The 19,492-nt window shown below is 70.4% G+C and carries 16 protein-coding genes; 7 read left to right on the forward strand and 9 right to left on the reverse strand.

Annotated features, from left to right (window positions below; translation table 11 throughout):
- Nucleotides 1-9: 9 nt before the first annotated feature.
- The 3 genes from K6V06_RS14055 to K6V06_RS14065 are packed head-to-tail and all read left to right on the forward strand — an operon-like array spanning nucleotide 10 to nucleotide 4,190.
- Nucleotides 10-2,031 carry a hypothetical protein gene (locus K6V06_RS14055; protein WP_222244359.1) on the forward strand — a complete coding sequence of 674 codons (2,022 nt, stop codon included), beginning with the start codon at nucleotides 10-12 and terminating at the stop codon, nucleotides 2,029-2,031.
- A gap of 33 nt (nucleotides 2,032-2,064) precedes the next feature.
- Nucleotides 2,065-3,273, forward strand: coding sequence for a glycosyltransferase (locus K6V06_RS14060; protein ID WP_222244360.1), 1,209 nt, complete (start codon nucleotides 2,065-2,067; stop codon nucleotides 3,271-3,273).
- Complete coding sequence (locus K6V06_RS14065; RefSeq protein ID WP_222244361.1) at nucleotides 3,270-4,190, forward strand: glycosyltransferase family 2 protein; 921 nt, start codon at nucleotides 3,270-3,272, stop codon at nucleotides 4,188-4,190. Before K6V06_RS14060 ends, K6V06_RS14065 begins: the two co-directional genes overlap by 4 nt.
- Here the strand turns inward: K6V06_RS14065 and K6V06_RS14070 are convergent.
- The 5 genes from K6V06_RS14070 to K6V06_RS14090 are packed head-to-tail and all read right to left on the reverse strand — an operon-like array spanning nucleotide 4,172 to nucleotide 10,309.
- Nucleotides 4,172-5,311 carry a glycosyltransferase family 4 protein gene (locus K6V06_RS14070; protein ID WP_222244362.1) on the reverse strand — a complete coding sequence of 380 codons (1,140 nt, stop codon included), beginning with the start codon at nucleotides 5,309-5,311 and terminating at the stop codon, nucleotides 4,172-4,174. The genes K6V06_RS14065 and K6V06_RS14070 overlap by 19 nt on opposite strands.
- A gap of 10 nt (nucleotides 5,312-5,321) precedes the next feature.
- The gene (locus K6V06_RS14075) at nucleotides 5,322-6,584 is read right to left on the reverse strand and encodes a lipopolysaccharide biosynthesis protein (protein ID WP_222244364.1); all 1,263 of its coding nucleotides are present in this window, start codon (nucleotides 6,582-6,584) and stop codon (nucleotides 5,322-5,324) included.
- Nucleotides 6,584-7,783 carry a glycosyltransferase gene (locus tag K6V06_RS14080; protein ID WP_370637471.1) on the reverse strand — a complete coding sequence of 400 codons (1,200 nt, stop codon included), beginning with the start codon at nucleotides 7,781-7,783 and terminating at the stop codon, nucleotides 6,584-6,586. The genes K6V06_RS14075 and K6V06_RS14080 overlap by 1 nt, the downstream gene beginning before the upstream one ends.
- Nucleotides 7,780-9,126, reverse strand: a complete 1,347-nt coding sequence (locus K6V06_RS14085) for an exopolysaccharide biosynthesis polyprenyl glycosylphosphotransferase (protein ID WP_222244366.1) — start codon at nucleotides 9,124-9,126, stop codon at nucleotides 7,780-7,782. Before K6V06_RS14085 ends, K6V06_RS14080 begins: the two co-directional genes overlap by 4 nt.
- A gap of 16 nt (nucleotides 9,127-9,142) precedes the next feature.
- Nucleotides 9,143-10,309: a glycosyltransferase family 4 protein gene (locus K6V06_RS14090; protein ID WP_222244368.1), complete on the reverse strand. Its 1,167-nt coding sequence runs from the start codon at nucleotides 10,307-10,309 to the stop codon at nucleotides 9,143-9,145.
- Nucleotides 10,310-10,658: 349 nt separating this feature from the next.
- Here K6V06_RS14090 and K6V06_RS14095 point away from each other — a divergent pair, with 349 nt between their 5' ends.
- The 4 genes from K6V06_RS14095 to K6V06_RS14110 all read left to right on the forward strand — a co-directional run bounded on the left by K6V06_RS14095 (nucleotide 10,659) and on the right by K6V06_RS14110 (nucleotide 15,539).
- Entirely contained in the window at nucleotides 10,659-12,044 is a 1,386-nt protein-coding gene (locus K6V06_RS14095) for a phosphomannomutase/phosphoglucomutase (protein WP_222244370.1), read from the forward strand.
- Between the two features lie 79 nt (nucleotides 12,045-12,123).
- Entirely contained in the window at nucleotides 12,124-13,140 is a 1,017-nt protein-coding gene (waaC, locus tag K6V06_RS14100; protein WP_222244564.1) for a lipopolysaccharide heptosyltransferase I, read from the forward strand.
- Nucleotides 13,141-13,199: 59 nt separating this feature from the next.
- Nucleotides 13,200-14,573 carry a lipid IV(A) 3-deoxy-D-manno-octulosonic acid transferase gene (gene waaA / locus K6V06_RS14105; RefSeq protein WP_222244566.1) on the forward strand — a complete coding sequence of 458 codons (1,374 nt, stop codon included), beginning with the start codon at nucleotides 13,200-13,202 and terminating at the stop codon, nucleotides 14,571-14,573.
- Between the two features lie 90 nt (nucleotides 14,574-14,663).
- Complete coding sequence (locus K6V06_RS14110; RefSeq protein WP_222244372.1) at nucleotides 14,664-15,539, forward strand: META domain-containing protein; 876 nt, start codon at nucleotides 14,664-14,666, stop codon at nucleotides 15,537-15,539.
- A 1-nt stretch (nucleotide 15,540) separates the two neighbouring features.
- On the opposite strand, the gene K6V06_RS14115 is transcribed toward K6V06_RS14110, so the two are convergent.
- The 4 genes from K6V06_RS14115 to K6V06_RS14130 all read right to left on the reverse strand — a co-directional run bounded on the left by K6V06_RS14115 (nucleotide 15,541) and on the right by K6V06_RS14130 (nucleotide 19,305).
- Nucleotides 15,541-16,710 carry an AAA family ATPase gene (locus K6V06_RS14115; RefSeq protein ID WP_222244374.1) on the reverse strand — a complete coding sequence of 390 codons (1,170 nt, stop codon included), beginning with the start codon at nucleotides 16,708-16,710 and terminating at the stop codon, nucleotides 15,541-15,543.
- An 84-nt stretch (nucleotides 16,711-16,794) separates the two neighbouring features.
- The gene (locus K6V06_RS14120; protein ID WP_222244376.1) at nucleotides 16,795-18,240 is read right to left on the reverse strand and encodes a TolC family outer membrane protein; all 1,446 of its coding nucleotides are present in this window, start codon (nucleotides 18,238-18,240) and stop codon (nucleotides 16,795-16,797) included.
- 57 nt (nucleotides 18,241-18,297) lie between these two features.
- Entirely contained in the window at nucleotides 18,298-18,639 is a 342-nt protein-coding gene (locus K6V06_RS14125; protein ID WP_222244378.1) for a rhodanese-like domain-containing protein, read from the reverse strand.
- Between the two features lie 12 nt (nucleotides 18,640-18,651).
- On the reverse strand, nucleotides 18,652-19,305 hold the full coding sequence (locus K6V06_RS14130) for a protein-L-isoaspartate O-methyltransferase (protein WP_222244380.1): 654 nt from the start codon (nucleotides 19,303-19,305) through the stop codon (nucleotides 18,652-18,654).
- Nucleotides 19,306-19,492 lie beyond the last annotated feature (187 nt).

Below are 19,492 nucleotides of genomic sequence, written 5' to 3' on the forward strand. Positions count from 1 at the left end.
GGGGGAATCGTGGACGCATTGTCTGACGCCCTACGCGAGATCCCTGAGCAGGTCAGCCTGATCTGCACCGACTATTTCGACACCCTGGTGTCGCGCACCGTCCATCCCGAGGACGTCAAGCGGCTGTGGGCCGAGCGCATCGTCCATGCGCTCGATCTGAAGCTGGACGAAGGGCAGATGTACGCCCGGCGCGCGCAGGTGGAGCGCACGCTGTGCCAGGCCAACGCCTCGTGTGGCAAGGACCCCGAGTTCGATGTCCACGCGTGCTACGACGCGCTGTGGGAAGGGCTGCCGGCAAGCCGGCCCTCGCGCGAGGTGTTTCGCAAGCTGGCGCTGGAGCTCGAAGTGTCGATCGAGTGTTCGGTGCAGCGGCTCGACGAAGCGCTGGTGGCCTGGCTGCGGCAGCAGCGCGCGGGCGGGCGGCGCGTCGTGCTGGTCAGCGATTTCTATCTGCATTCCAGCGCGTTCTGCCGGATGCTGCGCTTCCATGGCATCGAGGACCTGTTCGAGGCAGTGTTCGTCTCGGCGGACACGCTCACCACCAAACGCTCGGGCCGCGCGTTTCCCGACATCCTGCGCTGGGCCGGCGTGCAACCGGCGCAGGCGCTGATGATCGGCGACAACCCGGAAGCGGACGTCAACCAGCCGCGCAAGCAGGGCATGCACGCGGTGCTGCTCGATCGCAGCGAGCGCCACGCGGAATACCAGCGGCTGGCGGCCGTCTGCGCGGACCGCGGCGGCTGCGAGCGGACCCTGACGGAGATCATTTCGCACGACGACGGCCCGTTCGCCGAGCTGGCGCTGACGCTGTTCACCTTCACCGAGCGGCTGTACTGGCATCTGCTGGGCAAGGGCGTGCGGGACGTGTTCTTCCTCGCGCGCGAGGGGCAGCTGCTGATGGCGATGTTCGACCGCTACCAGCGCACGCGCGTGCCCACGCCGGAAGTGGCCATCCGCGCGCACTATCTGGAAGTGTCGCGCCGCTCCACATTCCTGCCCTCGCTCGGTCCGCTGGACGAGGAGGACTTCGACACGCTGTTCCGCCAGTACCGCCGCATCTCGGTGGAGGAATTCCTGCTCAACCTCGGGCTGGAGGGCCTGCTGCCGGCGCTGCAGGCCGAACTGGCGCAGGGCAGCGAGGCGATCGACCTGCGCCAGCGCGAGGACGACCTGCCGACCAGCGACATCTACCGCCGGCTGCTTGCCAGCCAGACCTTCCGCGACGCCTACGAACGCGCGCGCAGCGAAGGGCGGCGCGCGCTGCTGGCCTATCTGGACGGCTTCCCGCTGCAGCAGCCGGCCCAGACGCTGGCGCTGGTCGATGTCGGCTGGAAGGGCACCATCCAGGACAATCTCTACCGCCTGCTGCGCCATGCGCATGCCGAACTGGACCGCCCGCTGCTCGATATCGACGGCTACTACCTCGGCCTGGTCGCGCATGGCAACGCCGGGCCGCACAACCGCAAGCACGGCCTGCTGTTCTCGGTGCAGGACGGCGCCACGCCGCGCTATCGGATCTTCAACGAGAACCGCGCGCTGTTCGAGGTGATGCTCGGCGCCGACCACGGCTCCGCACGGGGCTATCGACTGCGTCCGGACGGCGGCGGCGAGCCGGTGCGCGGCGAGTTCAGCGAGCAGAGCCTGTTCGAATCGCAGGTGCGCCCGGCACAGCAGCGCATGATGGCGACCTTCGGGCGGATCGACGCGCTGCTGGCCCACCGCTACTACGGCGCGGACTGGCTGGCCGACTTTGCCGCGCGGCTGCACGCACGCATGGTGTTCGCGCCGGCGCCCAGCGAGATCGACTGGTTCACGGGCGTCTACCACGTGGAGAATTTCGGCGTGTTCGAGCGCTCCGAGTTCCGCTGCCGGCAGCAGGAACGCGCGCGCCTGCTGGACCAGATGCGCTTTGCCTGGGGCCTGTTCCGCCTGCGCGGGCGCATGGACCTGGGCTTCTGGCCCTGGCTCAGTTGCCGCCAGCGGGGCGGGCAGCTGGTGGCCGCGGCCTATCGGCTGTACCGCCTGCGCTGAACGCGCGGCGTCCTTCAATCCATACCCTGAAGCATGAAGATTGCCTTTTTCCTCGGCTCGGTCGATATCAGCGGCGGCTCCTACGTCATCTACCAGCATGCGCTGTACGCGCACGCGCGGGGGCACGACGTCACCATCGTCGCGCAGTACCGCTTCCAGCCCAGCCAGCTGGCCTGGCATCCGGCCACCAGCGTGCTGCGCATCGTCCATGTCGACGATCTGGACGCGGACGCGACGTTCGACCTGGCCATTGCCACCTGGTGGAAGACCGCGACCGAGCTGCACCGGCTGCGCGCGGCGCAGTATGCGTACTTCGTGCAGTCGATCGAATCGCGCTTCTACCCGGAAGGGGAAGGCCCGCTGCGGGAACTGGTGGACAGCACCTATCGGTTGCCGCTGCCCGGCGTGACCGAGGCCACCTGGATTCGCGAGCATCTGTCCACGCACTACGGCCACGCCTACCATCTGGCGCGCAACGGCATCCGCAAGGATCTCTATTCGGAACAGGGCGAAGCGGCGGCGCCGCGCCTGCCGCGCGGCGAATTGCGCGTGCTGGTCGAAGGGCCGTTCGGCGTTTTCTTCAAGAACGTGGGCCGCTCGCTGAAGCTGATGCGCAAGGCCGCCCCCGCGCAGACCTGGCTGCTGACCTCGTCCGAGGTGTCGTGGTATCCCGGCGTCGACCGGCTGTTCTCGCGCGTGCCCATCCAGTCGGTGCCGCAGATCTATCGCGCGTGCGATGTCATCGTCAAGCTCAGCTATGTCGAAGGCATGTTCGGGCCGCCGCTGGAGATGTTCCACTGCGGCGGCACCGCGGTCGTCTATGACGTGACCGGGCACGACGAGTACATCGTCGATGGCCGCAACGCCATGGTGGTGGCGCGCGACGACGAGCAGGGCGTGATCGACGCGGTGCGCCGGCTGCAGCGCGAGCCGGACCTGCTGGCGTCGCTCAAGCAGGGCGCGCGCGACACCGCGGCGGCGTGGCCGGACTGGGACGAGGCTTCGCGCGTGTTCCTGCTGGCGCTGGAGTCGTTCATGGATGCGCCGCGCGTCGCGCGCGAGCAGATCGAGCAGATGAACCGGCAGGCGATGGAGGTCTATGCCGCCGCCGAGCAGACGCGGCTGGCGCAGCGGCCTTCGACCAAGTGGCGCTACCGGATGGACGCGATGCTCGACCGGGTGCCGGCGACCGTCGCGCGCAACCTGCGCCTGGGCCGCTACGTGCTGGAGAGCCTGCGGTGACCGTGACGCCCGTGGTCTGGGCGGTGGTGGTCTGCTATCGCCCCGACCTGGCGCAGCTGGCCCGCCTGCTCGATGCGCTGGCCCCGCAGGTGGCAGGCATCGTCGTGGTCGACAACGGTCCCGACGAGCGCCTGCGCGCCGCGCTGGCATCCCGCGCCGACAGCGGGGTGCGCCATCTGCCGATGGCCGGCAATGTGGGCGTGGCCAGCGGCCACAACGCCGGCATTGACGCGGTGCGGGCCCAGGGCGCCAGTCATGCGATCCTGTTCGACCAGGACAGCCTGCCGGCGACGGACATGGTCCAGCGGCTGCTGGCCGCGGTGCAGCAGGCGCAGGCACGCGGGCTGCGCGTGGCAAGCGCGGGGCCGCGCTTTCACGATCCGCGCGACGGCACCGTCTATCCGTTCATCCGTCTCGACGGCTGGAAGATCGCGCAGGTGCGCCAGCCGGATGCCGGGCAATACTGCCTTGCCGACTACCTGATCACCTCCGGCTGCCTGATTCCGCTGGCCGCGCTCGACGAGATCGGCGGCATGGAGGACGGGCTCTTCATCGATTACATCGACATCGAATGGGGGCTGCGGGCGCGCGCGCACGGGTTCGTCAATCTCGGCGTATTCGATGCCGGGATGGAGCACGACCTGGGCGATCCGCCGCGCCGCTATTTCGGCGGAAGGCTGCGCGTGCCGATGCACTCGCCGCTGCGGCACTACTATCACTTCCGCAATGCGCTGCAACTGTACCGGCGCGGTTATATTCCGCTGCGCTGGCGCCTGAACGACGGCTACCGGCTGCTGCTCAAGGGCGTGTTCTATTCGGTGATGGTGGAGAATCGCGGCGAACAGCGCCGCATGATCCTGCGCGGCTGCCGGGACGGCCTCGCCGGCGTCGCCGGGCCCTACTCGGGCGCCGGATAGCGTGCGGATTGCCGCGCGCGCGGGAGCCCGGCCAGCAGCCGCTCCCATTGCGCGGCGATGGCCGGCACCGCAAAACGAGCGGCGTCGGCGCGGGCCGTCCCGGCGAGCCGGTCCATGCGGAGCTCGTCCTGCGCCAGTTCCCGCAATCCGTTTGCCAGCGCCCGCACATCCGCGGGCGGCACCAGCGCCGCGTTGGCGCCGTCGCTAAGCAGCGCCACCGGACCGGTCTCGCAGGCGGTGGCAACGATCGGCAGGCCGAACGACATCGCCTCGATCAGCACGAGGCCGAAGCCTTCGTAGCGCGAGCTGAGGCAGAACAGCGCCGCGTGCCGGTACAGCGATTGCACATCGCTGCGGGCCGGCTCGATGCTGGCGGACTGCGCCAGCCCAAGCTCGTCGCGCAGCCGCAGCAGCGCGTCGCGTTGCTCGCCGTCGCCGACGATGCGCAGCCGCCATTGCGGCAACGCCGGCGCGGCCAGCGCCCATGCCCGCAGCAGCAAATCGAACCCCTTGGCCTCGGTCAGCCGGCCGACCGCAAGGACGGTGCGCACGGTGTCGTCGCCGCGATTGCGCGCGGCGGCCCGATCGGGCCAGGGGAAGGGCAGCGCATTGGGAATCGCCACGATGCGTCCGGCGGCAGGGCGCAGCCGGTCCTGCCAACGTTGCCGGTCGCGCTCGGTCAGCACCACCACCCGCTCGCAGGTGCGCACCGCAAGCCGCCGCGCGACGCGCCGCGCGCGCCTGCCCAGGTCCTGTTCCAGATCGCAGTGTTCCCAGGCCACCCGCCGCACGTCCAGCCCAATGCAGGCCGGCAGCGTGAACAGCGTCAGCATGGTGTCCACCTCGATCAGCACCTGCACGCCATGCCGGCACAGATAGGCGCGGATGCCGGCAACGGTGGCAGCATAGTGCCGCTTGAAGGAGGGCCGCGCCTCGAACAGCGCGTCGTGCCGCACCGCGGGATCGAGAGGGAAGCAGCTGGCGCGGTCCCACAGGCTCAGCACATGGACGCGATGGCCGCTTCCTGCCAGCGCATTGGCGATCACGGCCGTCATCCGCTCGGCGCCGGCGAAGGCGTTCAGCGTGCCGGTCAGGAAACACAGGGTCAGCGGTGCGGGCATGGTGGCTCCCTCATGCCGCGTAGCGGCGCGTGGCGACGCCGGCGCGCCACCACAGCACGATGCCGGTCAGCACCGCAAAGCCGTTGGAGACCGCGTAGCCGGCCACCGCGCCCCAGGCGCCGAAGCGCGGCACCGCGATCAGGTCGAACAGCACCACCACCAGCAGCGTGCCCGCCCATTTGGCGGCAACCCACTGCGGCTTGCGCAGGTAGACCGGCACCAGCGTCAGGCCGACGTCGACGAATACCAGCGCGCTGGCGAAGGCCGCCACGCGCAGCAGGCTGGCGGCGGCCTCGAAGCGCTCGCCGTACAGCAGCGCGATGATCCAGTCCGCCATGCCGGCAATCAGCGCGGCGCCGGCAAGCCCCGTGGCGCCGAGCGCCAGCGCCAGCCGCGCGGTATTGCGCCGCGCCACGGCGGCGCTGGTCTGCCGGTAGACGTAGAGGGGCGCGACGCCAGCGGCGATGATGGTGGCGGCCATCGCATAGTTGTCCAGGATCTGCATCGTTGCCGCGTAGGCGCTGAACTGGGCCAGCGGCACCGCGGGCTGCAGGATCAGCTGATCGACCCGGCGCGCGGCCATCATCAGCATGAAGCTGATCCAGAACAGCGTGCCGGCGCCGATCAGCTCACGCGCCAGAGGCGGCTCGGGTGCCACGCGCCGGCACGGCACGCGCATCAGGTACCAGCCGCCCAGCAGCGCGGCGAGCAGCACGGCTTCGAGGGCGAAGGTGCCGGCATAGCCCAGGCCGGCCGCATGGCCAGTGGCAAACAGGGCCGCCACCAGCACCAGCTTGACCGACAGCGAGATCATGCTGATCAGCATGCCGGGCCGATTGTTGGTATGGGCCTGCATCCATGCCGTGACGACGCCCGCGGGCTCGCGCAGCAGGATGGCGAGCCCGAGCGTCAGCGCAATCGGCCACACCTCACGGTCGGCGCCCGCCACCCACAGGTAGCCGCATACCAGCGCATAGCCCAGCACGCCACCGCCCAGCCGCAGCACGAAGGCGTGCGCGAGCAGCCGGTGCTGCGCGGCGGCACCGGTCAACGCCACCAGCCGCGGCACCACCACCTCGCCGCTGCAGACGAGAGCCACCGACGCGGCGATGGTGACGACCGCCTGTGCGTACTGGAAATGGGCGAAGCCGTCGGGCCCGAGCGCGCGCGCCAGCATGGCGACGATGGCGAAGCCGCAGCCGACCTGCATCGCGCGTTCGGCAAGCATCCACGCCAGGTTGCCGGCGATCCGGTCGGCGAAGGTGCGCCGCATCAGGCCGGCTCCACGCCGGCCTCGCCGGCCCCCAGGGCGTACTGGCGGTACAGCGCGAGCCACTGCCCGGCGATCCCGTCCAGCCCGAGCGTCGTGGCGACATGGCGATGCCGCGCCGCCTGGGCCGCCTCGTCGCCGCGGCCGGCGGGCAGCATCTGCGCGATGGCGGCCGCCAGCGCCGCGGTGTCGCCGCGTGGCACGATGCGGGCATGCGCGCCGGCGATCGCCGCCACTCCCGCCGCATCGGTCGATACGACCGGACAGCCGCAGGCCAGCGCTTCGCCGATTACAAGCGGCATGCCTTCGATATCGGAGGACAGCACGAACAGGTCGGCGGCATTGAGCAACGCCGGAATATCGCCGCGCGGGCCGAGCAGCAGCGCGCGCTCGCGCAGCCCCGCGGCGTCGATGCGGCGTTGCAGCGCGTCGCGCAGCGGCCCGCCGCCCGCGATCAGCAGCCGCATGCCGTCGCCGGGGCAGGCAAGCGCAAACGCATCGATCAGCCGGGCCTGCGCCTTCTCGGCGACCAGCCGCCCCACATGCATTACGAGCCGCTCGCCGTCGGCAAGGCCCAGCGCCTGGCGAGCAGCGCGCCGCGCCGCGGGGTCGGGCTGGAAACGCATGGTATCGATGCCGTTGGGGACGACGACGATCCGGTCGGCGGGTGCGGCGCGTAGCGCCACCATCCGGTCCCGGCCTTCCGCTCCGACGTGGGTGGTCAGCCGGCTCCACCGGTCCGACAGCCGGTAGGCCAGCATGCTGGCCGCGCCGCCTTCGCGATAGCTGTGCGCGGTGCAGATCGGCAGCGGCATGCCGCCGACCGAAGCCAGCGCGCGCGCCAGCAGATTGGCGTGGATCATGTGGCTGTGCACGACGTCGGGGCGCCAGGCGCGCACCAGCCGGCGCAGCCGCCACAGCGCGGCGGCGAACGACCAGGGCGTCTTGCGCATTGCCAGGCTGGCAAGTTCCACGCCGGCTCCGGGCGCGACTTCGACGCCGTCGGTCAGGCTCACCACCCGCACCGCGTGACCGAGCTCGGCATAGCGCTGTGCCAGTGCCATTACCTGCCGTTCGGCCCCGCCAAGCCGCAGCCCGGTGGCCAGCAACAGGATGCGCAGCGGTCGCGTGCCGGCGGAGGCGGCCAGGGGCAGGCCCGGCGGCAGCGCTGTCGACGCGGCACAGTCCAGCGTCCGCATCATCGCGCCCCGTAGCCGGTCAGCAGGATCCGCACGGTCTTGATGGCGACCAGCAGGTCCAGCGCAAAGCTGCAGTGCTTGACGTAATAGAGGTCGTAGCTAAGCTTGGTCACGGTTTCGGCGTGCGAGCCCGCATAGCCTTGCTGCACCTGTGCCCACCCCGACAGGCCCGGCCGTACCAGGTGCCGGTAGGGGTAGTAGGGGATGGTGTCGGCGAAACGCTCCACCATCGGCGCCTGCTCGGGGCGCGGGCCGATCAGGCTCATCTCTCCGGTCAGCACGTTCCATAGCTGGGGAATTTCGTCGAGCCGGTACTTGCGGATGACCCGTCCGACGCGGGTCACGCGCGGATCGGCGTGCGTGGCAAAGCGCGCGTCCGCACCGGCGGGTGCCGCTTCCATGCTGCGGAACTTGAGCATGGTGAAGGGCCGGCCATGCAGGCCCACGCGCACCTGCCGGAACAGCGCCGGCCCGCGCGAGTCGAGCCGGATGGCGAGCGCCACCAGCAGCCCGACCGGCAGCGCCAGCGGCGCAAGGACGAGCGCCGCGCCGACATCGACCAGCCGTTTCACATAGCCATACAGGTAGTGCGCGGCATGGTCGTCGAGAAAATGCTCGTCGATATGATCCAGGCCGACGCGGCCGGTGAGCATTTCCGCAACCCGCTCGACGGAGTAGATGCGCACGTGGCTGAGCTTGTAGCGCGCCAGCAGGCGGGTGCGGTCCGGATCCGCGGCGGCATTGCGATCGAGCATCAGGCCGTCGCAGTGCACCGCTTCCTGCAGCGTATGGATCGGCTCGAAACGGGTCGGTGCGGGCGGCGCCGCGCCGGGCATGGACAATACCTGCCGCAGTTGCGTCAGCGCGGCGGCGTCGGTGTAGCCGAACACCGGCACATAGTTGCGCACGTGCCGGCGGTAACCGAGCCAGATCCACGCCAGCGTGGTCAGCCAGGCCAGCAGCAGTGCACCGCGCGAATATTCCACGTGCAGCACCGCGAAGCCGAACAGCAGGGCGGCAAAGGGCAGCGTTGCCGCCAGGCCCACCAGGCTGTTGCCCTCCATCGCCGGCAGATGCAGCGAGCGGTGCAACAGCATGAAGGCCAGCATGTAGGGCACCACGCCCCACAGCAGCGTGCGTGGAAAGACATGGGTGACATGGCCGGCCTGCATTGCCAGCTCGGCCAGCACGGCGCACAGGCTGAAGGGCAGCAGGCCGACCAGCGCCCAGGCCAGCATGCGGCTGGCCCGGCGCACCGTTTCGGAGCGGGTGGCATGGGGCGCGAGCGCGGGCCTTGGCACAGGGGCAGCGCGCGGGGCGGGGGTGGTTCCGGGAGCCTTGTCCATGGTGGTCGGCCGGTGATCAGACCGGATCGCGCGCGGCGATGCCGGCGTCCTCGCCTGGCGTCGGCAGCGCCTGCCGGTAGACCGCCAGCGTCGCCTCGGCCATTGCCGCGTCGCCGTGGTGGCCGAGCCAGTGGGCCCGCGCCGCCTCGCCCAGGCGCCGGCGTAGCGCGGCGTCGCCCGCCAGCCGGCGCAGCGCGCCGGTCAGCGCGGTCACGTCGCCAGCGGGGCACAACAGGCCGCAGCGTCCGTCATCGAGCTGTTCGCGGATGCCGGGCAGGTCCGAGGCAATTACCGGCAGGCCGGCCCGCATTGCTTCGAGCACGGACAGCGGCATGCCCTCGTGGTCGGAGGCCAGCACGAACGCCTGCGAGGACGCCAGCAGCGCCGGGATATCGCCGACATTGCCGGCCAGCACGATGCGGGCCGGCGCCAGCGAGCCGGCTAGCGCCCGCAGCGCCGGCATCTGCGGGCCGTCGCCAGCGATCACCAGTTCGCACTCGGCCAGCCCGGCCGCAGCGAAGGCCTGCATCAGCAGATCCGGCCGCTTCGGGCGCGCCAGCCGCGCCACCATGGCAATCCGTCGCAGCGGCTGCGCCGCGCGGGCGAGCTGGGCGGTATCGGCAATGCCGTTGGGAATCACGCTGATCCGCGCGGAGGAAATCGGCAGGCCGCGCGCCAGTTCGCGCTCGGCCGCCGCCACGCAGACCAGCCGGTCCGTCAGCGGGGCGAGGCACCATTCGGCCACGCGCGCGGCCAGCCGCTGCGGCAGCGGCGCGGCCGGCTTGAAGCCGAAGCCGTGCACGGTATAGATCGCCGGAATGCCAAGCCAGCACGCCGCCAGCCGGCCCAGCGCGCCGGCCTTGGCGCTGTGCAGGTGCACCGCATCCGCGCGGACCCGGCGCAGCGCCCCGACCAGCTCGCGCAGCGCGCCAACGGCACGCCACGGCGCCAGGCTGTTGTCCAGCCGTTCCAGCCGGACCGTGTCGATGCCCAGCGCGCGGGCGGCATCGAACAGCGGCCCGTCGCCACCGGCCAGCAGCACCGCATCGATGCGCCCGGACAGGGCGCGCAGCAGCGTGGCGACATGCGCCTGCGCGCCGCCCGTCTCCGAATGCGTGATGACGAAGGCGATGCGGGGACGGCCCGCTGCCCCGGGCCGGGACGGCCGACGCAGCAGTGACATGAGCGGGCGCGTCAGGAGCGGCATGGCTGGCAGGAGGGCGAGAAGAGGGCGAGAAGGGGAGCGGGAGAGGGCGTAGAAGGACGTAGACGGGCGCAGAAAGGGCGGCGTGCAGGATGCGTGCAAGGACTGGGCGAGGCGGTGCGCCGGGCGTGCGTTCGGGCACCGAAATTCAGGGTCGCAGCGATTATAACTGCCGTGCCTCGCGCAATCCGGCAAAATACGGGATTGGGCGCGCCGTCCCGTCCACATCGCGAGGGCGCGCAACACGCATACGCAAGGCAGACCCATCCCGCCAGGCAACCGGCGGGAGCGAGGACGGACCCAACTCCCTTTACACCCAGGAAGCTGCATGCAAATCGATCCCTCCATCTTCAAGGCCTACGACATCCGGGGCATCGTCGGCAAGACGCTGACGCGCGAGGTCGCCCATGCCATCGGCCTGTCCTTCGGCTCGGCGGCTGCCGAGGCGGGCGAGACCGCGGTCGTGGTCGGCCGCGACGGTCGCCTGTCCGGTCCGGAACTGTGCGAAGGGCTGGTCGAAGGACTGCGCGCGGCTGGCATGGACGTGATCGACCTCGGCATGGTCGCCACGCCGATGGTCTACTTCGCCACCAATATCGAACTGAACGGTCGCCGGGCCAACTCCGGCATCATGGTCACCGGCAGCCACAACCCGCCCGACTACAACGGCTTCAAGATGGTGCTGGCCGGCAAGGCCATCTATGGCGAGCAGATCCAGGCCCTGCGCCAGCGCATCGCCGACCAGGCCTTTACCCGTGGCGGCGGCAGCTACCAGCAGATCGACGTGCGCCGGCAGTACATCGAGCGCATCGTTGGCGACGTCAAGCTGGCGCGACCGATGAAGATCGCCCTGGATGCCGGCAACGGCGTCGCGGGCGCCTTCGTCGGCGAGCTGTTCCGCGGGCTGGGCTGCGAAGTGACCGAGCTGTTCTGCGACGTCGATGGCAATTTCCCCAACCACCATCCGGATCCGGCCCACGTCGAGAACCTGCAGGACCTGATGCGCTGCCTGCGCGAAACCGACAACGAGCTGGGCCTGGCCTTCGACGGCGACGGCGACCGGCTGGGCGTGGTGACCAAGGACGGTCAGGTCATTTTCCCGGACCGCCAGCTGATGCTGTTCGCCGAGGAAATCCTGTCGCGCAACCCGGGCCAGCAGATCATCTACGACGTCAAGTGCACCGGCAAGCTGGCACCGTGGATCCGCCAGCATGGCGGCGAGCCGCTGATGTGGAAGACCGGCCATTCGCTGGTCAAGGCCAAGTTGAAGGAAACCGGCGCGCCCATCGCCGGCGAGATGAGCGGCCACGTCTTCTTCAAGGACCGCTGGTACGGCTTCGACGACGGCCTGTACACCGGCGCGCGCCTGCTGGAAATCCTGTCGCGCCATGACGACCCCAGCGCCGTGCTCAACGCGCTGCCCAATGCGAACAACACGCCCGAGCTGCAACTGAAGTGCGCCGAGGGGGAACCGTTCGAGCTGCTCGACCGCATCCGCGCCAACGCGAAGTTCGAAGGCGCGCGCGAAGTCATCACCATCGATGGCGTGCGGGTCGAATACGCGGACGGGTTTGGCCTGGCGCGGCCGTCCAACACCACGCCAGTAGTGGTGATGCGCTTCGAGGCGGACAACGACGCTGCGCTCGCGCGCATCCAGGCGGAGTTCAAGCGCGTGATCCTGGCCGAGAAGCCGGATGCAAAGCTGCCGTTCTGAGCGGATCGGCGCGCCGGCCGAGACGGTTGGCGGCGCGCCGGATGCCGGGACGGGGAAGGTATCGCCGCTTGCCGCGGCGATGCCCGACCGTCCCCGGGTGCTGATCGTCAAGGTGTCCTCGCTCGGGGACGTGGTGCACAACATGCCGCTGGTGCACGACCTGCGGGCGCGCTGGCCGCATTGCGAGATCGACTGGGTGGTCGAGGAGGGCTACGCGGATCTGGTGCGGCTGCTGCCGCAGGTGCGCCGCGTGGTTCCCTTCGCGCTGCGGCGCTGGCGCAAGGGACTGTTCAACGGCCAGGTGTGGCGCGAGCTGGGCGAGTTTCGCCAGGCGCTGCGCGAGGACGCCTACGACGCCATCGTCGAGACCCAGGGCCTGCTGAAGACGGCGGTGGTGTCCCGCATCGCCCGGCGCCGCCACGGCGCACCGGTGATCGGGCTGGCCAATGCCACCGAGGGGTCGGGCTATGAGCCGGCCGCCCGGCTGTTCTACACCGCGCCGGTGGGCGTCGGCGTGCATACGCACTCGGTGCAGCGCTCGCGCCTGCTCGGCGCGGCGTTGACCGGCCGCGCGCCAGTCGATCCGCCGCGCTTCTTCGGCGAGGAAGCGCTTGCGCTGCATGTCAACGACCCGCTGTGGTCGGACCTGCCCGCGCGCTATGCCGTGGGCTTTCACGCCACGGCCGGCGCCAGCAAGCGCTGGCCGTTGCAGAACTGGCATGACCTGGGCAGACGGCTGTTTGCCGAGGGACTGGCGCTGATGCTGCCGTGGGGCAACGATGCCGAGCGGCACATGGCCGAGCGCATCGCCCTGGGCGTGCCCGGCGCGCGCGTGCTGCCGCGCTTCTCGGTGATGCAGGGGTTTGGCCTGATCAATCGCGCCGAGCTGGTGGTCGGCGTGGACACCGGCCTGGTCCATATCGCCGCGGCGCTGTGCCGGCCGACGGTGGAAATCTACACCGCCACCTGGCGCTGGAAGACCGAGGGCTACTGGTCGGACCGCATCGCCAATGTCGGCGACGACGGCGCTTCGCCCGGCGTGGACGAGGTCCATGCCGCCACCCGCCGCGTGCGCGGCCTGGAACCGGAAGGCTGAAGGCGCCGGTCCCCACGCTGTTCCCGCTGTTCCTTTCGCTGTCTCCGATGCTGTCGATTCTGCTTCGCCTTGCCTACAACCTGCTCTGGCTCCTGCTGCTGCCTGCCGCGCTGTTGCGCCTGGTGTGGCGCTCGCGCAGGGAACCGGGGTACCTGCACCATGTGGGCGAGCGCCTGGGCGTCTACGGCGATCTGCCGTCCGCCGGCCCGTGGATCTGGGTCCACGCGGTATCGGTGGGCGAAACCCGCGCCGCGCAGCCGCTGGTCGCGTCGCTGCTGCAGCGCTATCCCGGCCATCGCATCCTGCTGACGCATATGACGCCGACCGGGCGCGCCACCGGCGCGCAGCTGTTTGGCGGCGACGCCCGCGTGCAGCAGTGCTACCTGCCCTATGACATCCCCGTGCTGGTCGACCGGTTCCTGGCGCATTTCCGCCCGCAGGCGGGCATGCTGATGGAGACCGAGGTGTGGCCGAACCTGCTGCGCGGCGCGCGCAAGGCGGGCGTGCCGCTGTACCTCGTCAACGGCCGGCTGTCGCCGCGCAGCTTCCGGCGCACGGCCCGCTTCGGGCAGGCCGCGGCGCAGATGTACCGGGATTTCACCACGGTGCTGGCGCAGACCGAGGGCGACGCGGCGCGCTACCGGGCGCTTGGCGTGCGGTCGGTACGCGTCACCGGCAACCTGAAGTTCGACCTGCGCGCGCCCGAGGCGCAGCTGCAAGCCGGCGAGCGCCTCAAGCGCGCCTTCGGCGGTCGGCCGGTGCTGGTCGCCGCCAGCACCCGCGAGGGCGAGGAGGCGATGCTGCTCGACGCGCTGACGCGCTGGCGGCGCCTGTGCGGCGACACCTGGGGCGATCGTCCGTTGCCGGCGCTGCTGCTGGTGCCCCGGCATCCGCAGCGCTTCGACGCGGTGGCGGCGATGGTCGAGCAGACCGGCTTCCGGCTGCAGCGGCGCAGCACCCTGGGGCAGACGGGCACGGACACCGCGTTCGGCACGCCGGTGCACGCCGACGTGCTGCTGGGCGATTCGATGGGCGAGATGACGATGTACTTCCGCGCCGGCGACCTGGCTTTCATCGGCGGCAGCCTGCTGCCGCTGGGCGGGCAGAACCTGATCGAATCGTGCGCGGCCGGCACGCCAGTGCTGATCGGCCCGCATACCTTCAACTTCGCCCAGGCGACCGAGGACGCCATCGCCGCTGGCGCGTGCCTGCGCGTGAACAATGCGGAACACCTGATGCAGTGTGCCGCGGCGCTGCTGGCCGACCCCGCGCGCCTGGCCCGCATGCGCGAGCAGGCAGGCGAGTTCGCCGGCCACCATCGCGGCGCCACGGCCAGGACACTGGAGGCGCTGGTGGCTGCGCTGCCTGCGCCCGCCGCCGCCGACGTGTCGGACGACGCCGACAGTGGCCCTGCCTCGCCCGGCAAGATGTGAACCTGTGACGCTGGCGGCGGTCAGTCGGAGATCGGCGCAATGGCCAGGGCCCCCTTGCCGGCCTGCGTCCCTCCTTCAGGAGTTCCTCCGATGCTTCTGCCCATCCGAAAGCCTTGCCGGCACCGCGCCGGACCCCGCACCGCCGCGCCGCTTGCCGCGCTCGCGTTGTCCGCGCTGCTTGGCGCCTGCGCCGGGATGCCCGCGCCCAACTCGCCTTCGGCCAGCCCCAGCCTCACCGAGACCCGCCCGAGCGGCCCCAGCCGCTGGGAGCTGGTGCGCTGGCAGCAGGCTGACGGCAGCAACCGGCCGCTGCCGCAGGCCGACGGCGGCGAACCGGTCGTGCTCGAATTCAATGCCGGCATCGATGCCGAGCAGGGCACCGTATCGGGCAACACCGGCTGCAACCGCTTGCGCGGCAGCTATGGCAAGACCGCCAGCGGCATGCGCTTCGATGGCCTGGCCTCGACCCGGATGGCCTGCCCGCCGCCGCGCATGGCGATCGAGAGCGCGCTGCTGCAGGCCTTCCGCGAGCCGCTGACCACCGTCGCGTCGCAACCGTCCTCGGGCAGCGGCGGCCGCCAGATCATCTGGAAGACAGCCAGCGGCGACCTGCTGCACTTCGCCGAGCGCGAGGGCGTGGGCCGGCGCGCCGACAAGCTCGACGACAATCTCGACGACAGGCAGGGGAAGCCGCCCGCCAACGCCTTGCCTCCCGGCGAGAAGCGCGTCCATGTCGATGGCCAGCGGGTCGCCTGTGCCGACGCACCGCAGCAGATCTGCCACCGGGTGCGCTACGACGGCAGCGACGAATGGCAGTTGTGGCGCGGTCCGATCGAAGGGCTGGATTTCGAGCAGGGCGTGGCCTACACCCTGCGGGTGCGCGAAAGCCGGGCAGTGGGGCAGGGCGGCGGCGATACCATCCGCTGGGAAGTGCTCGAAGTCGAGCGCCGCTCGCCGGTACGCTGAGCTAGCGCGCCATCCAGTTCCAGGGGGGGCGGTCCAGCGGGTCCAGTCCGAGAATCTGCGTCTGCCCCAGCTGTTTTTCCAGTACCAGCGACTGACTGTCCGGCTGCTGCTCGAGTGCGGCCAGCAGCCGGGCGGCATGCGACACCACCACGATCTGCGAGTGCCGGGTGGCATTGCCGATCATCCGCGCCAGCGCCGGCAGCAGGTCGGCATGCAGGCTGGTTTCCGGTTCATTGAGCACCAGCAGGGTCGGCGGACGCGGGCTCAGCAAGGCGGCGGCCAGCAGCAGATAGCGCAGCGTTCCGTCAGAGAGTTCCGCCGCGCGCAGCGGCCGCAGCATGCCGGGCTGCCGCAGCAGCAGCGAAAACCGCCCGTCCTGATTGGCGATGTCCAGCCGCGAGCCGGGGAAGGCGTCGTCGACGCAGCGTTCCAGTTCGGCGGCATCGCCGATCTCGCGGATGGTCTGCAGCGCCGCCGCCAGATCGCGCCCGTCGTCGGACAGCACCGGCGTATGCGTGCCCACCCGCGGCTCGCGCACTGGCGAGTCGTGATCGGTGCGGAAATGGTCATAGAAGCGCCAGGAGCGGATGCGCTGGCGGATCGCCATCATTTCCGGCGCCGCCTGCCGGTCCGCATATTCGGTCAGCATGCTCTCGAACGGCCGCAGCGGCTGCGGCAGGGCCTGCCAGCGCCCCTTCTCGTCGCGGGCGCGCACCGCCGCGCCGTTGCGATCGACCAGCACGGCGCCGCCGCGCGGCGAGCCGCCGTGCCAGATGACCTCGCGCTTGATCTCCGGGTCCAGCCCGAACATCGTGCGGCTCTGCGGCGTCGGCAGGCCCAGGTCGATCGCATAGCCCAGGTCGTCGGCGCGAAAGCCCAGCCGCAAGGCGACCGGCCCTTGCCGCACCGCGCCCTGCACCGGCTGCTCGCCCCGCAGCATCGCGCGCGAAATCGTCTCGGGACCGGCCCACAGGATCGACGGCATGCCGCCTTCCCGCGCCAGCGCTGCGACGATGCCATCCTGCACGGTCGCCGCCAGCAGGCGCAGCGCACGATAGAGGTTCGATTTGCCGGCGCCGTTGGGGCCGCTGATCACCGTGAGCGGCCCCAGCGGCAGCACCATGTCTCGCAGCGAGCGGTAGTTGGAGATGGCAAGCGTGGCGATCGTCATGGCGCTCCCGGCAAGAAAGGGGAGGAGGGCCGGGGCCGGCCTTGCCCCTGGCTGCGTGGTCGGGCCGGTTGGCGTGGTCAGCCGCTAGCCGCGGCGCCCGCCCTGCTCCCGCGGCGAGGACGGCGCGCGCGCCGGCGCGGCGGCCTTCGCCGGCCCCTGCACCTGCGACACGGCCTCGGGTGGCGACGTCAGCAGCGTATTGATCTGGACCAGATCGTCCTCGGTCAGCGTGCCGGTGAAGGCCTTGAGCCGCAGGCCGTTCATGATGGTGTCGTAGCGGGCGCGCAACAGATCGCGCCGCGTCGAAAACAACTGCGCCTCGGCGTTCAGCACATCGATATTGATGCGCACGCCGACCTCGTAGCCGAGCCGGTTGGACTCGACCGCCGATTGCGCGGAGCGCTCGGCTGCCTCCAGTGCACGAACCTGCGCGAGGCCGTTGGAGACGCCGGAGAAGGTCTGGCGCGCGTTCTGCGCGGCGGTACGGCGGGCGAAGTCCAGCTCGCTGGCGGCGCGATCGGCGAGTGCCAGGGTCTCGCGTGCACGGCTCTGGATCTGCCCCCCGCTGTAGATCGGCACCGTCATCTGCACGCCGATCTGCGCGCTGTTGTAGCGGCTTGCGACGTTGACCTGCTGCTGGATCACCCCTGACGAGTTGACGAAGCCATAGGAGGCAACGAGGTCCACCGAGGGCAGATGGCCGGCGCGCGCCTTGTTGTATTCGCGCTGGGCAGTTTCAAGGTTATAGCGGGCCAGCCCCACCTGGGGGTTGTTGTTCTCCGCCTGCTCCGTCCAGACGTTGACGTCGGCAGGCTGCGGACCCGGGATGTCGGCATTCGGGCGCAGGCCCATCAGCTCATCCACCGGCCGGCCCGTGATCTGCTGCAGTACGGCACGGCGCACCTCCAGCTCGTTGCGCGCCGCGATCTCGGTGGACGTTGCCAGATCGAACCGGGCCTGGGCGTCGTTGGTATCCGTAATCGTGGCGGTGCCGACCTCGAAGTTGCGCTTGGCCTGTTCCAGCTGTTCGCCGATGGCGCGCTTCTGGGCCCCAGCCAGATACACCGCGTCTTGCGCGCCCAGCACTTCGAAGTACGCCTGCGCCGTGCGCGTCATCAGGTCCAGCTGGGCCTGCACGAAGGTCACTTCGCCCGCCAGCACGGCGAGTTCGCCCTGCTTGTAGGTCTCCCAGCGGTCCCAGCGGAACAGCGGCTGGGTCAGCTGCAGCGTCCAGTTGTTGTTGTCCAGCGAGCGGTTGCCCTGGATCGGCGAGCTCTGGTCCACCTGCGTGCGCGTTACGCCGACCGAGCCGGCGAGATTCGGCAGCAGGCCGGCGCGCGCCTGCGGCAGCCGTTCCTGCGTCGCCAGCAGCTGGGCGCGGGCGCTGGCGAACTGCGCGTCATTGGCCTGCGCTTCGCGATAGACCTGCAACAGGTCCGCCGCCGAGGCCGGCAGCGGCAGCAGGGCGGCCAGGGCCAGGGCCAGGGCGAGCGGCGCGCTACGCCGCGCGGGACACTGCGCAAACCTCATGACGTCTCCAGCTGGACGGGCGCGTGCGCACCCGCTTGGGTTAGCGTACCAACGAGATCAATACTTCGGCATCGAGGGGTCGACCTGCTCGGCCCAGCCGTGCACGCCGCCGCTCAGGTTGTAGACACGGGCAAAGCCGTGCTGGCGTTCCAGGAACGATGCGACCTGCATGCTGCGTCCGCCGTGGTGGCAGATGCAGACGATCTCGGCGTCCGGGTCCAGTTCGGCCGCGCGCGCCACGATCTGGCCCATCGGGATGTGGGTGATGCCGGGCAGCGCGCAGGTCTGGACTTCCCAGTCCTCGCGCACGTCCAGCAGGACGGGCCTGGCGCGGCCGCTGCCGTCGTCAGCGCTGTTGCCGAGCCATTGCGCAAGCTCGGTGGGCGTGATCTGCTGCATGGAGGGCTCCGTTCAGAACTGGAAGCGCGTGGCGGCCTTGACGCCGTCCAGCGGGACCACGGCCGTCTCGAACAGGTTGACGGTCTGGTATTCGGTCTCGGACATGCGCGTGATCAGCTGCGCCTCCATCACCGGCAGCGTGCCGACGAAGGCCGAGATGCGGCCGCCGACCTTGACCTGCGACAGGATCGACGAAGGCAGCACCGGCATCGAGCCGGAGATGCAGATCACGTCGTAGGGCGCACCGGCGGGCCAGCCCTCGGCGGCATTGCCTTCGGCCACTTCCACGTTGGTAATGCCGGCACGGGCGAGATTCTCGCGGGCCAGCGCAGCCAGTTCCGGGCGGATGTCCACCGTGGTCACCTGGCGGGCGCGCGCGCCCAGCAGCGCGGCCATATACCCCGAGCCGGCGCCGATTTCGAGCACGGTCTCGTGCTTGCGCACATTCAGTTCCTGCAGCACGCGCGCTTCGACACGGGGCGCCAGCATCAACTGGCCGCCCGGCAGCGGAATCTCGGTGTCGACGAACGCCAGGCTGGCGTAGGCCTTCGGCACGAACTGCTCGCGCTTGACCACCGCGAGCAGGTCGAGGATTTCCTGATCCAGCACGTCCCAGGGCCGGATCTGCTGTTCGATCATGTTGAAACGGGCTTTTTCGAGGTCCATCTTGCCTATCCTTGCTAATGCCAACCGCTATCCGTGTCATCCGGCCGGGCGGTGCGCACGGCCGGGGAAATTCGTCAAACCCGCCATTTTACCCGGCAGACGTGATGCGCGGGCATCCGGCTGGGGCGGGGTGCTGCCGTCGCACAACGGTTCGCGAGCGCTTTGCCCTCTCCCCCGCCCCTCTCCC

Source organism: Cupriavidus sp. AU9028, assembly GCF_019795295.1.
Classification (GTDB): domain Bacteria; phylum Pseudomonadota; class Gammaproteobacteria; order Burkholderiales; family Burkholderiaceae; genus Cupriavidus.